The organism is Roseomonas sp. KE0001 (assembly GCF_016107285.1).
Classification (GTDB): domain Bacteria; phylum Pseudomonadota; class Alphaproteobacteria; order Acetobacterales; family Acetobacteraceae; genus Pseudoroseomonas.
This window is the reverse complement of the sequence record NZ_RCVQ01000007.1, coordinates 161,420-175,252: the sequence shown is the minus strand read 5'-3', so window position 1 is coordinate 175,252 and position 13,833 is coordinate 161,420. Positions and strand designations below refer to the sequence as shown.

Genomic DNA, 13,833 nt, shown 5'->3' with positions numbered 1-13,833 from the left:
GGCGGCGCCTCAGGCGGGGCGGCGGGCCAGCCGGGCGCCGGCGCGCCGCGCCGCCACCCAGGCCGGCAGAACCTGGGCGGGCAGCGGGCGGCCGATGGCATAGCCCTGGGCATTGTCCGCCCCCGCCCGCGCCACGGCGCGCCACAACCGGCTGTCCGAGACCCCCTCGGCGGTGACGGTCATGTGGCGGTTGTGGGCCAGGGTGATGAGGCGCTCGACCTCGGCGCGGGCGCGCCGGCTGCCGGGCATGGCGCCGACCAGATGGCGGTCCAGCTTGATGCCGGCGAAGGGCAGCTCGATCAGCTGGGCGCGGTCCTCCTCCAGGCCCATGTCGTCGATCAGCACCGGGTGGCCGGCGGCCTGCAGTCGCAGCAGCGCCTGCCGCAGCGCCGAGCGGTCGCGCACCGGCGTGGTCTCGGTCAGCTCCAGCACCAGGGCCGAGGGCGGGAAGCCGCTGGTCTGCTGCAGGCGCCGCAGGGCCCCCAGCACGTCGCGCTGCAGCAGCACATCGAGCGGCAGGTTCAGGCTCAGCGCGGCGCCGATCCGCATCGGCGCCGGGGCCAGCTCGTTGAAGGCCGCCCGGGCCACGGCCAGGGAGAGGGCGCGGGTCTGGCCGCTGCGCTCGGCCAGGGGCACGAAGGCATCGGGGCTGAGCGGCGTGTCGTCCCGCCGCTGCCAGCGGGCCAAGCCTTCCAGCAGGACCGGGCGCTGGTCGGCGATGCGGAAGACCGGCTGATACCGCACCGTGATCTCGCCGCGCTCCAGACCCCGCTCCAGCTCGCGCGGGTCGTCCGTCGGCACCTGCAGCTTCTCGGCCGCGAGGCGGCGCAGGGCCTGGGCGACGACATGCGGGCGGGGCGCGGCCACGGCCACGCCGGCCGGCGGGGTGGGGCTTCCCTCCTCCTGGATCAGGACGATGCCCGTGGGGGAGAACGGATCGGCGGCGGCGGCGAGCAGGGTGGGCAGGTGCTCGCCGGCGGCGGCGGCCTCGCAGATCATGTGCCGGGGCGGCGTCGAGACGCCGAAGAGGCGCGCCAGGGCCTCATGGCCATCCGGAACCACCACCGGGGGCCGCGTGCGCAGATCCTCGGCGACGGTGTGCGCCAGTTCGATCAGGCGGAGGTCCCGCGCCAGGACGAGCAGCGTCGGTATGCCGTCTCCGGTCGTGGGCTGTAACCTGATCGCCATAAACGCTCCTCCCGGCAGCCGTCAGAAGCGATGTGCCGGTCTCGGTGATCTATGGTTACTTTTGTCCAAACTCAAAGGATTGTCTCATATTTTTGATTAAATTTTGGCCGAATTGAGCGGTAGAGTGGCACGACCCGGCATGGACTGCCTAAGCCCTAAGGGGTAGGGCCCCACTGCTCAACTGCGGCGTGCGAGGGTTGGTTCCATTTCTGGCCGGAATGCCGGCCGCCGGAGTCGGACCCGCGGCAGGCCGCCGCCGGGCCCTGACCCTGGTATCAGCGCCCCGGGCTGTGTTGCGGGGCGCGGGCCTGGGTGGCCGGGGCCTCGGTCCCCCGCCGCAACCGGTTCTCGCCCAGGAAGAGCAGGATCGGCGCCGCGATGAAGATCGAGGAGGTGGTGGAGGCGACGATGCCGAAGACCATGGTCCAGGCGAAGCCCGCCAGGGCGTCGCCCCCGAACAGCGCCAGCGGCAGCGCCGAGAGCAGCAGCGTCATCGAGGTGCCGATGGTGCGGTTCAGCGTCTCGTTGATCGACTTGTCGATCAGCTGCCGCAGCGGCATGGTCTTGTACTTGCGGAGATTCTCGCGCATCCGGTCGTAGACCACGACCTTGTCGTTGATCGAGAAGCCGATGATGGTCAGCACCGAGGCCACCGTGGTCAGGCTGAACTCGATCCGCGTGACCGCCAGGAAGCCGACGACCTTGGTGGTCTCCAGGATCAGCGTCGCGATGGCGCCGACGGCGAACTGCCATTCGAAGCGGAACCAGATATAGGCCATCATCGCCAGCATCGAGATGCCGAGCGCGATTAGGCTGTTCTGGAACAGCTCGGCGCTGACCCTGTTGCCGACCGCCTCGGTGCGCAGGATGCGCGCGCCCGGCGCCACCTGCTCCAGCGCGCCGCGCACACCGTTCACCGCGCCCTGGGTGGCGCCCTCGTCACCCTGCACCGGCAGGCGCAGCAGCACCGTGCTGTCGTCACCGAACTGCTGCAGGCCGACATCGCCGAGGTTGAGCCCGCTCATGGTGGTGCGGAGGGTGGCGAGATCGGCCGGGCCCTGGGTTCGGATCTCCATGATGACGCCGCCGCGGAAGTCGATGCCCTTCTCCAGCCCGGGGTAGAAGGCCAGGACGAGCGAGAGGACGGAGATCACGGCGGAGAAGATGATCCCGATCACGCGGCCGCGCATGAAGGGGATGGCGGTGTCGTCCGGGACGATGCGGAACAGGGGGCGGGAGAGGAACATGCGGTGTGTCTTCCTCAGACCGGCAGGGCCTTGGGGCGGCGCGAGCGGTACCAGGCGGCGACCATCAGCCGCACCAGCACGGTGGCCGACCACATCGAGGCGATGGTGCCGATCGCGACGGTCACGGCGAAGCCCCGCACCGGGCCGGAACCCAGCACGTAGAGGCAGGCCATGGCGATCAGATTGGTCAGGTTGCTGTCCAGGATGGTGCCGGAGGCCTTGGTGAAGCCCGCCTCCAGCGCGTTGATCGGCGTCCGGCCGGCGCGCACCTCCTCGCGGATGCGCTCGTTGATCAGGATGTTCGCGTCCACCGCCGTGCCGAGGGTCAGCACGATGCCGGCGATGCCCGGCAGGGTCAGCGTGGCGCCCAGCAGGGACAGGGCGGCCATCAGCAGCAGGATGTTCACCACCAGCGCCAGATTGGCGAACCAGCCGAACAGCCCGTAGGCCAGCCCCATGTAGCCGATGACGAAGACCGCGCCGACGCCGAGGCTGATCAGCCCGGCGCGGATGGCGTCCGCGCCCAGCTCCGGCCCGACCGTGCGCTCCTCCACCACCGTCAGCGGCGCGGGCAGGGCGCCGGCGCGCAGCAGCACGGCGAGGTCGTTGGCGGTGGCGGCGGTGAAGCTGCCGCTGATCTGGCCGCGCCCGCCGGTGATCGGCTCGTTGATGCGCGGCGCGGTGATCACCTTGTTGTCCAGCACGATGGCGAAGGGCTGGCCGACATTCTGCCGGGTGATCTCGGCGAAGCGCCGCGTGCCGATCGAATCGAAGCTGAAATTCACCACCCATTCGCCGGTCTGCGAATTCTGCCCGGCGCGGGCGTCGGTCAGGTTGGCGCCGTCCACCTCGATGCGCCGCCGCACGGCGATGCGCCCGCCGCCCTGCTCCATCTCCAGGAACTCGACGCCAGGGGGCGGCACGGCGGCCTGCGGATTGGCGCCCGCATCCACCAGCCGGAAGGTCATGCGCGCGGTGCGGCCGAGCAGCTCCTTGATCCGGTTCGGATCCTCGACGCCGGGCAGCTGCACCAGGATGCGGCTCGCCCCCTGGCGGGCGATCAGCGCCTCGGCCACGCCGGTCTCGTCCACGCGGCGGCGGACGATCTCGATCGACTGCTCGACGGCGCCGCTGGCGCGGGACTGCAGCGCGGCGTCGCTCAGCGTCGCGGTGATGGTGCCGTCGGCGGCGGAGGTCAGCGTCACATCGGGCGCGGTGGCGCCGCCGCCCACCGGGACGGGGGTGGCCAGTTCGCGCAGCGCCGCGAGCGCCGCCGGGATCTGCGCCGGATCGCGCAGGCGGAGCGAGAGGCGCTCATTGGCCGGATCGGCCTGCAGGTTCAGATAGCCGATATTGGCGGCGCGCAGCCGGGTGCGGGCGCCGTCGGCCAGGCTCTCCAGCCGCTCCCGCACCACCGCCCTCAGATCCACCTCCAGCAGCAGGTAGGATCCGCCGCGCAGGTCGAGCCCGAGGGAGATCTGCCGCGCCGGCAGCCAGGAGGGGATGGCGGAGCGGGGGACGAGATTGGGCAGCGTCAGCAGCACGCCCAGGAGGATGACGCCCAGAATGGTGGCGACCTTCCACCGTGCGAAATACAGCATGGCCGAGCGGGCCCCCCTCGTGCCCGCGGCGGCAGCCGGCCGGGGGCGAATGACGTCTCTGACAAGCGCGGTCTCTCAGGCTCCGGCGGGGCGGGCCCGCCGGAGCGGCGGAAAATGATGCGCCCGCGCCGCGCGCGCAACCCGTGTTGCGTTCCGCCACGCTCGCGCACCCGCTTTTGGCAAGGCGGGGCGGAGTCTGTACATCGCGTCCGATGGATCCGGGTTGGCGGGAAAGGCCATGGGCATGCTGAAGCTGGGCATTCTGGGGGCGGGGCATTTCGGGCGCTTCCACGCGCTGAAGGCGGCCAAGGCCGCATCCGGCGGGAGGGTCGCCTTCCTGGGCCTGGTCGATGCCAGCCCCGAGCGGGCGGCACAGGTCGCCGCCGAGGCCGGATGCCCCGTCCTGGCGCCGGCGGCGCTCCTGGCCGCGGCCGATGCGGTGATTATCGCCGCCCCCACCGCCTTCCACCACGAGCTTGCCACGGCCGCGCTCGCGGCGGGCTGTCATGTCTTCGTCGAGAAGCCGATCGCCGCCACGCTGGAGCAGGCCGACGCGCTGGTGGCGCAGGCGGCGGCGGCGGGCCGGGTGCTGCAGGTCGGGCATGTGGAGCGCTTCGGCGCCGGCATGGCAACCCTGCAGGGCAGCGCCGGGGTCGGGCGGCCGCTCTACATGGAGGCGGTGCGCATCGCCCCCTTCCGCCCGCGCAGCCTCGACATCACCGTCATCCTCGACCTGATGATCCACGATCTCGACCTGGTCATCGCCCTGGCCGGCGCCGAACTGGTGGGGGTGGAGGCGGTGGGCGCGAAGGTCGTCTCGGACCGTATCGACATCGCCAATGCCCGGCTCCGCTTCGCCAACGGCGCCCAGGCGACCGTGACCGCGAGCCGCGCCAGCCTCAGGATGGAGCGTCGCCTGCGCGTCTTCGGCACCGAGGGCTATGCCAGCCTGGATTTCCTGGCGCGGGAGCTGAAGCTGGTGCGCCGCGGGCGGGGCGCCGCGCTGGAGCAGATCCCCGGCCACGGCATCGAGACCCTGTCCTGGCAGGAACACGACAACCTGGAGGCGGAGCAGGCCGCCTTCCTGGCCGCCTGCCGGGGCGAGGCGCCGGTGGTGGTGGACGGCCGGGCCGGGCGGGCGGCGCTGGACGCCGCCCTCCGGGTCGAGGCCGCGGTGGCCAGCGCCCTGCGCGCGGCCGGGATCTGAGCGGAGAGGGGCCTTACTGCGCGAGCAGCACCCGGTGGAGCGGGCCGCCAGCCAGATCGAGGCGCGCGGCGGACGCGATCTCGGCGTCACTCAGCAGGCACCGCCAGCGCCGTCCCGCCAGATCCTCCGGGAGGGGGATGCCCACGCCCGGCCGGTCCGCGGTCTCCTCCAGCCCGGCGCCGCGCAAGGGCACCACGACCAGCAGCGCCGCCCCGCCCTGGCGGCGGCAGAAGGCGAGCAGCCCCTCCGCCCCAGGCCCCTCGGCCGCCAGGGGCTCGTAGCGCCCCTCGGCGAAAAGCACGGGGACCTCGCAGCGGGCGCGCAGCAGGCGGTGGATGACCGCCTGCTTCACCGCGCCCGAACGCCAGGCCGGGAGCAGCGCCGCGGGGCTCTCCCCGCTCTCCAGCGCCGCGCGGCGGAGCGCGTAGTCCACTGGGCGCCGGTTGTCGGGATCGACCAGGGATTCGTCCCAGAACTCCGTGCCCTGGTAGAGATCGGGCACGCCGGGCACGGTGTAGCGCAGGATGGTCTGGCTCAGGCTCCGCACCGCCCCGGCGGCGGCGAGCCGGGCGGCGAAGTCCTGAAGGCCGGCGGCCAGGTCGGGATGCGTGGCGGGATCGACCACGCCGCGCATCCAGCCCTCCGCCGCCGCCTCATACGCCTCGTCCGGCATGGCCCAGCCGGAGCGCCGCTTGGCCTCGCGCAGCGCCTTGCGCAGCCAGCCGGCGAGCCGCTCCTGCCAGGCGCCGACGCCGGCCCGGTCCTGCACCTCGAGGCCGAGCGGCCAGGAGGCCAGCAGCATCTGCAGGATCATCACCGCGTCGCCCGGCTCCGGCGCGGGGCCGGCGGGCAGGTCCCGCACCAGGTCGCCCGCCTGGGACAGCGCGCCGCGCAGCATGGCCGCCCAGTCGTCCGGGATGTCGGACAGGGCGGCGAGGCGCATCCGCAGATCCTCGCCCCGCTTGTGGTCATGCGTGGCCGTGGCCAGCATGGCGACCGGATGCGCCGCGCCGCGCGCCGTGCAGGCGCGGTGGAAGGCCTCGGGCGGCAGCGAGAACTGGTCAGGATGCGAGCCGACCTCGTTGCGGGAGAGCAGCCGCCCGTAGCGGTAGAAGGCCGTGTCCTCCACCGACTTGGCCGCGGTAGGGGAGGAGAGCTGCTGGAAGCGGGCGCGGGCGCGCAGCAGGTCCTGGCGGGCCTCGCCGGGCGGGCGGGTGCGGATCTTCTCCTCGGCCAGCCAGAAGAGAAGATGCGTCAGCACGACGTGATCGGTCGGATGCAGGCGGGCGCGGGCCGCCTCGGCCACCTGCTGCAACACCCGCGCATCCTCCGTGCTCGGCCGTCCGGCGCGGGTGTAGATGCGGTAGACCGGGAAATGCAGCAGCATCTCGGCCAGGACGCGACGGATGGCGTTGAAGGAGAAATCGCGCGAGCGGATGTGGCCGCGCGCCAGGTGGTGCAGGGCGCGGGCGCAGCCATCGAGCTCGGCGGCGAGGTTGTCGCGCAGGATCTGCTTGCGCGCGGCCAGCTCCTCGGCGGGGAAGTCGGCATCGCGGCCCGAGGTCTCGCGCCAGAGGGCGGAGAGCGGCGCCTCGCCCGCCGGGTTGTGCAGCACGGCACCGACCTGGTCCATGAAGTCGTAGCCCGTGGTGCCGTCGGTGCGCCATTCGGCGACCAGCGGCTCGCCCGGGGCCAGGATCTTCTCGACCAGGATGTAGGGCGGGCCCTGGGGCGCCTCCGCCGGGCGACGCGCGCCGGCGGCCATCATGCGGCGGCGCAGCTTGCGGCAATAGCCGCGCGGATCCGCGAGGCCGTCGACATGGTCGATCCGCACGCCGTCGATCAGCCCCTCGGCATAGAGGCGCAGGAGCAGCTCGTGCGTCGCGTCGAAGACCTCCGGATCCTCGGCGCGCAGCCCGGCGAGGCCGGTGACGTCGAAGAAGCGGCGCCAGTTGATCTCGTCCGTCGCGGTGCGCCACCAGGCCAGGCGGTAATTCTGCCGCTCCAGCAGGGCGTGCAGCCGCGCGGCGCCGTTCAGCGTCGCCGGATCGTAGTCGGCGAAGCCGTCATCGGCGTCCAGCAGCGCATTGGCCTCGCGCGGCGCGATCGGGAAGCGGTTGTCGAAATGGGCGACCGAAACGCCGGTCGGGCCTTCCGCCACCAGCTTCAGCTCGCCCTCCGCCAGCGCCTCGCCATAGGGGCGGCCCAGGAAGGGGGCCAGCATCTTGCCATGCAGGGACGGGTCGGCGCTGTCCCAGTCGATGTCGAAGAAGCGGGCGTAATCGCTGTCTCGGCCCTTGGCCAGGACGTCCTGCCACCAGGGGTTGTGCGGTCCGTCCACCCCCATGTGGTTGGGCACGATATCGAGCAGCAGGCCCATCCCCTCAGCCCGCAGCGCGGCGACCAGCCGCCGCAGCGCCGGCTCGCCGCCCAGCGCGGGATTGATCGCATCGTGCGCGGTGATGTCGTAGCCATGGGTCGAGCCCGGCGCCGCCGGCAGCAGCGGGGAGGCATAGAGATGGCTGATCCCGAGCCGGGCGAGGTAGGGCACGATGCCGACCGCGTCATCCAGTGTGTAGCCGGCGTGGAACTGGATGCGGTAGGTGGCGCGCGGAAGGGTCGTCGCGGGCGGCGTCAGGGGGGTGTTCACTCGGGGGCTCTCCGGGCGCGCGCCAGGACGCGCAGGCGATGGTCGAAGGCGGGGTGCCGGAACAGGAGCTCGACCGGCGGGTCCAGCCGGCGGCGCCAGTTCGGATGCTCATCAACGGTGCCGGGCATGTTGGGTTGCTCGACCGCGGCGAGCGCATCCTCGAGCGGCAGCAGGGCGAGGTCGCAGCGGGCGCGGCCGATATAGGCGGCGGCGGCATCCGCCACCCGCGCCGCCTCGTCCGGCCCCGGCACATCGCCTTCCGCGACATGGGCCTGGCGGAAGGCGGCCCAGAGCTTCGGCCGTTCCGCGGCCCGGGTGGCGGCCTGGCCGTCGATGGTGCTGCCCAGCTCCTCCCGCCAGACCAGGTCGCGCCCCTCCCACCAGCCGGCGACGGTCGGCAGGTCGTGCGTCGAGGTCATGGCCACGGCTTCGCGCGTCCAGCGGACAGGGTCCTTGAAGCCGGGATTCTCCGCCGGCCCCGTCTGCTCGAACCACATGACGCGCATCCCGGCGAGGCCGGCCTTCTGCAGCCTGGGCCGGAACCCATCCGGCACGGTGCCGAGATCCTCGCCTATGGCGACGGCGCCATGCAGAAAGGATTCGAGGGCGACGAGGCGCAGCATGTCGGTCAGCGGATAGCGCAGGTAGCAGCCCTCGGCCGGGGAGGCGCCCTCGGGCACCAGCCAGAGCCGGCGCAGGCCGAGCACATGGTCGAGCCGCACGCCGCCGGCATTGCGGAAGGCGGCGCCCAGCATCTTGCGGAAGGCGGCGAAGCCGTTGGCGATCAGGCCGGCGGCGGCATAGGTGGTGATGCCCCAGCCCTGGCCGCGCGTGTTGAAGATGTCGGGCGGCGCGCCGATCTCGACGCCGGAGAGGAACTCCTTCTGCCGCGCCCAGGCATCGCTGCCGCCGCCATCGACGCCGATGGCGAGATCGGCGATCAGCCCGATGCGGGCGCCATGCGCGCGCGCCGCGGCCTGCGCCGCCGCGAGACCGCGATCGGCCAGCCACTGCAGGAAGGCGTGATACTCCACCTGCTCCGCATGCGCCGCCGCGAAGGCCGCGACATCCGGGCTCTCCGGGTCCTGCAGCCCGGCCGGCCAGTCGCGCCAGTGCCAGCGGCCCGGGCCGGCGGCGACCTGCTCCGCCTGGATGGCCTCGAAGCGGGCGTGATTCTCGAGCGAGCGCCCGCCCGCGGCGCGGAAGGCCTCGAATTCCGCGCGCAGGGAGGCCGGCGCGGTGTCGCGGAAGGCGGTGTGCAACTGCCGCAGCCGGGCCAGCCGGGCCTGGGCGGCGTCGGGCCAGTCGATCAGCGGCAGGGCCTCCAGCCGCGCCCATTCCGCCCGCAGCTCGGGCGGGAAGGGGGGCGCGTCGTCCAGCAACTCCTCGCCATCGGCATGGCGGACATCGAGCCGCAGCCGGCTCGAGGGAGCATAGGGGCTGAAGCGCGTCGGGTCGGCGGTGAACTGCGCGTGCACGGGGCTGATGGCGATGGCATCGGCGCCTTCCCGCGCGGCACCGGCGGCGAAGGCGGCGAGCGCCCGGTAGTCGCCGATGCCGCCATCCCCCGCGCGCTTCAGCGCGTAGAGCTGCACCGCCAGCCCCCAGGCACGGCCACCGGGACAGGCATCGGTGATGCGGTGGCCGTGTTCCGGCGCCACGGCGAGCGTCACCTGCCGTCCGCCGGCTTCGAGCGTGTAGTAGCCGGGCAGGCTCGGCGCGGTCATCATCGCGCCGCGCGGGGCCGGGGCGGCCTCGCCTTCCACGCGGGTGCCGTCGGCGGCGGCCAGGAGGTAGCGGCCCGGACTGAGCGGGATCCGCAGCGGCGCGCCGGCGGCGGCCGTGATCAGGGGCGGCGGGCTGGCGCGCCGGGCGGCCTGGAAGGCCGCGAGGCTCTCGCGGATCTGCGCCGCGCTGCCGGCGGGATGGCCCAGCGCCGACAGCACGTGGCGCAGCGTCTGCGGCGCCGTGCGCTGCGGGCGGCCATTGGCGTCCTCCCACTCGGCCATCAGCCCGACGGCGCGGGCCAGCCGGCCGAGGGCCTCCGCCTCGCTCACAGCGCGGGGTCCGAGAGCCACGCGGCGGCGGACCAGGGGCCGAGGCGCCCCTCCGCCACATCGCCGCTGCTCGCCAGCAGGGGACCGGAGCCGGGCGGGCATTCCACCGCCCGCGGGCCGAGCTGCGCCGCCAGGGTCAGCACGGCGCCATCCCCCAGGCGCCACTGCACGCGCAGGCCGGTCTCCCCCAGCATGGCGCCATTCAGCAGCGTGGTCCCGGCGAGCCGCGGCGCCAGGCGCGCGGCGCGCAGCTTCAGCAGGCCCGACACATGCGCCGCCATCGCCGCCTGCTCCGGCTGCCCGGCCTCGGCCGCATCCGGGCGGCTGGCGGCGAAGGTGTCGGGGTGGTTGGGGTCGGGAATGCGCTCGCGCCGCTCCGGATCGGTGAAGGCCGCGAACCTGGCGAATTCCTTGCGCCGCCCCTCGCGCACCGCCTGGGCCAGATCGGGGTCCGGGAAGCCGGTGAAGAAGAGGAAGGGCCGGCGGGAGCCGTATTCGTCGCCCATGAAGAGCATCGGCACGGCGGGGGACATGAGCAGGACGAGCAGGGCGGCGCGCGTCGCCTCGCCGGAAGCCAGGCTGTAGATCCGCTCGCCCATCGCGCGGTTGCCGACCTGGTCATGGTTCTGCAGCGCGTTGACGAAGGCCGAGGGCGGCAGATGGCCGCTCTTCTGGCCACGCGCATGGCCGAGATTGGCCGAGACCTCGCCCTGATAGACGAAGCCCTCGGTCAGCGCGCGCAGCAGCTTCCCGGCCGGACGGTCGGCGTAGTCGGCGTAATAGGCGTCGGTCTCGCCGGTCAGCAGGACGTGCAGGCAATGATGCGCGTCGTCGTTCCACTGCGCGTCGAAGCTGGTCTCGAGCAGGCTCGCATCGTTGTTCTCGTTCTCCAGCACCAGATAGACCGTGCGGCTGCCGCAGGCGGCGCGGACGCGCTCCGACAGCTCCGGCAGGAAGGACGGGTCGGGGATGGCATGGACGGCATCCAGCCGCAGCCCGTCGAAACGGTACTGCGTCAGCCAGAAGATGGCGTTCTCGATGAAGAAGTCGCGCACCGGCGCCTCGCGGAAGTCGATGGCGTCGCCCCAGGGCGTCGGCTTGTCCTTGCGGAAGAAATCCGGCGCGATGCTGTGCCAGTAGTTCCCGGCGGGGCCGAAGTGGTTGTAGACCACGTCGAGCATCACGGCGAGGCCGTGGCCATGCGCGGCGTCGACCAGCGCCTTCAGGTCGTCCGGCGTGCCGTAGGCCTCGTCCGGCGCATAGGGCAGCACGCCGTCATAGCCCCAGTTGCGCGCGCCCGCGAAGTCGTTCACCGGCATCAGCTCGATGGTGTTGACGCCAAGCGCGGCGAGGCGCGGCAGCTCCGCCATGATGCCGCGGAAACCGCCCATGGCGCCGGCATGCAGTTCGTAGATGACGCTCTGCGGCCAGGGATGCGTCGTCCAGCCATCGTTCTGCCAGCGATAGGCGTGATGGTCGACCACGACGCTCCAGCCATCCACGTCACCGTCCTGCGCCTGCGAGGCGGGGTCGGGCACGGTCGGGCCGTTACCCAGGTGAAAGCGGTAGCGCGTGCCGGAGGGTGCCGGCAGGGTGACGCTCCACCAGCCGTCAGGCTCGCTCCGCATCGGATGGGTCCCGGCGGCGGGGCCCTCGCGGCATTCCAGCGTGACTCCCGGCTGGCCGGGCGCCCAGAGGCGGAAGCGCGTGCCGCCATCCGGCCGGGGCAGCGGGCCGAAGGCGAAATCCAGGGGCCGGGCTTGAGTCATGCGGGACGATCCTTCGTGGAGAGCAGGGCCACCAGGAGCTGAACGGAGCGGCCGGAGACGGTAACTTCCGATCCGGCGATGGGTTGTTCCGCGTCATCGGGGCGCGCGCTGTCGAGAGCGAGGGACCAGGCCAGGGCGGGTTCCGGCAGGCGGAAGCGATGCGCCGCGGCCGTGCCGTTCACCAGCAGCAGCGTCACCTCCACCTGATCCGACGCGCCGCCGGCAGTGGCGCGGCGCAGCGCCAGCAGCCGCGCCTCGGCATCGTGCCAGTCCTCCTCCATCAGCGGATCGCCCGCCTCGTCGAACCAGGCCGTGTCGGCGATGCCGGGCCATGGCTCGGTGCGCCCGTGCAGGAAGACCGGGCTGCGCAGCGTCGCGAGGCGGCGGCGCAGGGCGGTGGCACGGGCGACGAAGCGGAGCAGGGCCGAGCCCGCCGGCGCCTCGGCCATCGACCAGTCCAGCCAGGAGACCGGATTGTCCTGGCAATAGGCGTTGTTGTTCCCCTGCTGGCTGCGGCCGAACTCGTCGCCAGCGAGCAGCATCGGCGTGCCATGCGCGGCGAAGAGGGTGAGCAGCATGGCGCGCTTCACCTGCTCGCGCCCCGCCAGGATGGCGGGATCGTGGGTCGGGCCCTCGACGCCCCAGTTGGCGCTGAAATTGGCGCCGTGCCCGTCGCGGTTCTCCTCGCCATTCGCCTCGTTGCGCCGCTCGGTGTAGCTGACCAGATCCTGCAGGGTGAAACCGTCATGCGCGGCGACGAAGTTGACCGAGGCCCAGGGGCGCCGCCGGCGATGGTCGAACAGCTCGCCCGAGCCCGAGAGGCGCGCCGCCAGCTCGGGTCGCAGCCCGGAATCGCCACGCCAGAAGCGGCGCAGCCCGTCGCGGAAGCGGTCGTTCCATTCCGAGAAGCCGGGAGGGTTCCGGCCGAGCTGGTAGCCGCCCGGCCCGATGTCCCAGGGCTCGGCGATCAGCTTCAGGCGCGACAGCACCGGGTCCTGCCGGATGGCGTCGAAGAAGCCGGAGCCGGCATCGAAGCCATCCGTCTCGCGCCCCAGCGTGCTGGCCAGGTCGAAGCGGAAGCCATCCACCCGGAAGGCGGTGGCCCAGTAGCGCAGACTGTCCATCACCATCTGCAGCACGCGCGGATGCGAGAGGTTGACGGTATTGCCGCAGCCGGTGTCGTCGATGTGGTGTCGCTCGTCGCCCGGCGTCAGGCGGTAGTAGCTGGCATTGTCGAGACCGCGCCAGGAGAGGGTGGGGCCGGTTTCGCCGGCCTCGCAGGTGTGGTTGTAGACCACATCGAGGATCACCTCGATCCCGGCGGCGTGCAGGCGGCGGATGGCGACGCGGATCTCGTCCAGGCCGCCGGTCGAGAGATAGGCGGGCTCCGGCGTGAAATAGGAGAGGGTGGAATAGCCCCAGTAGTTGCGCAGCTGCCGCTCGACCAGGAAGCGGTCCTGCAGGAAGGCATGCACCGGCAGCAGCTCGACGGCGGTGATGCCGAGGCGCTGCAGATGTTCGATGATGCGCGGATCGGCCAGGGCGGCGAAGGTGCCGCGCTCGCGGGGCAGCAGGTCGTCGCGCTGCACCGTGAGGCCGCGCAGATGCGCCTCGTAGATGACGGTCTGGTCCCAGGGCACCTGGGGCGGGCGGTCGTCGCCCCAGTTGAAGGTGTCGTCCACCACCACGGATTTCGGCATGGCGGCGGCGGAATCGCGGCGGTCGAAGCTCAGGTCGCCGCGCGGGGCGCCGATGCGGTGGCCGAAAAGCGCGTCGGTCCAGCGCAGCGTTCCGGCCATCTGCTTACCGTAGGGGTCGAGCAGCAGCTTGTGCGGGTTGAAGCGATGGCCTTCGCGCGGGCGGTAGGGGCCATGCGCGCGGTAGCCGTAGATCAGGCCCGGACGCGCCTCGGGAAGATAGCCGTGGAACACCTCGTCGGTGCATTCGGGCATCGGCAGCCGGGCGACCTCGCGGCGCCCGGCGGCATCGAAGACGCAGAGATCGACCTGCGTCGCATGGGCGGAGAAGACCGCGAAGTTGATGCCCAGCCCGTCCCAGGTCGCGCCCAGCGGATCAGGCCGTCCGGGCAGCAACCAGTCCGGCAGCAGGGGCAA

At 72.6% G+C, this 13,833-nt stretch carries 8 protein-coding genes; 1 reads left to right on the top strand and 7 read right to left on the bottom strand.

What is annotated here, in order from left to right:
* Positions 1-9: 9 nt before the first annotated feature.
* From D9598_RS15200 to secD, 3 genes are all read right to left on the bottom strand, one after another.
* Positions 10-1,188 (bottom strand): EAL domain-containing protein, encoded by a 1,179-nt coding sequence (locus tag D9598_RS15200; protein ID WP_198367383.1) that lies wholly within the window; start codon positions 1,186-1,188, stop codon positions 10-12.
* Positions 1,189-1,463: 275 nt separating this feature from the next.
* Complete coding sequence (gene secF / locus D9598_RS15195) at positions 1,464-2,435, bottom strand: protein translocase subunit SecF (protein WP_198367382.1); 972 nt, start codon at positions 2,433-2,435, stop codon at positions 1,464-1,466.
* A 14-nt stretch (positions 2,436-2,449) separates the two neighbouring features.
* Complete coding sequence (secD, locus tag D9598_RS15190; RefSeq protein ID WP_198367381.1) at positions 2,450-4,036, bottom strand: protein translocase subunit SecD; 1,587 nt, start codon at positions 4,034-4,036, stop codon at positions 2,450-2,452.
* A gap of 238 nt (positions 4,037-4,274) precedes the next feature.
* Between secD and D9598_RS15185 the strand changes: the two genes are divergently transcribed.
* Positions 4,275-5,243 (top strand): Gfo/Idh/MocA family protein, encoded by a 969-nt coding sequence (locus D9598_RS15185; RefSeq protein ID WP_232477270.1) that lies wholly within the window; start codon positions 4,275-4,277, stop codon positions 5,241-5,243.
* A 13-nt stretch (positions 5,244-5,256) separates the two neighbouring features.
* On the opposite strand, the gene treY is transcribed toward D9598_RS15185, so the two are convergent.
* From treY to glgX, 4 genes are read right to left on the bottom strand one after another with little or no spacing between them, the layout of a single operon-like run.
* Entirely contained in the window at positions 5,257-7,893 is a 2,637-nt protein-coding gene (treY, locus tag D9598_RS15180) for a malto-oligosyltrehalose synthase (RefSeq protein WP_370592047.1), read from the bottom strand.
* Complete coding sequence (malQ, locus tag D9598_RS15175; protein ID WP_370592046.1) at positions 7,890-9,950, bottom strand: 4-alpha-glucanotransferase; 2,061 nt, start codon at positions 9,948-9,950, stop codon at positions 7,890-7,892. The genes treY and malQ overlap by 4 nt, the downstream gene beginning before the upstream one ends.
* Positions 9,947-11,719 (bottom strand): malto-oligosyltrehalose trehalohydrolase, encoded by a 1,773-nt coding sequence (gene treZ / locus D9598_RS15170; protein WP_198367379.1) that lies wholly within the window; start codon positions 11,717-11,719, stop codon positions 9,947-9,949. The genes malQ and treZ overlap by 4 nt, the downstream gene beginning before the upstream one ends.
* Positions 11,716-13,833, bottom strand: a complete 2,118-nt coding sequence (glgX, locus tag D9598_RS15165) for a glycogen debranching protein GlgX (protein ID WP_198367378.1) — start codon at positions 13,831-13,833, stop codon at positions 11,716-11,718. Before glgX ends, treZ begins: the two co-directional genes overlap by 4 nt.

Bases quoted from the DNA above. Each gene is read 5' to 3' on its own strand.
- D9598_RS15200 (WP_198367383.1), bottom strand. From the start codon at position 1,188: ATGGCGATCAGGTTACAGCCCACGACCGGAGACGGCATACCGACGCTG.
- secF (WP_198367382.1), bottom strand. From the start codon at position 2,435: ATGTTCCTCTCCCGCCCCCTGTTCCGCATCGTCCCGGACGACACCGCC.
- secD (WP_198367381.1), bottom strand. From the start codon at position 4,036: ATGCTGTATTTCGCACGGTGGAAGGTCGCCACCATTCTGGGCGTCATC.
- D9598_RS15185 (WP_232477270.1), top strand. From the start codon at position 4,275: ATGGGCATGCTGAAGCTGGGCATTCTGGGGGCGGGGCATTTCGGGCGC.
- treZ (WP_198367379.1), bottom strand. From the start codon at position 11,719: ATGACTCAAGCCCGGCCCCTGGATTTCGCCTTCGGCCCGCTGCCCCGG.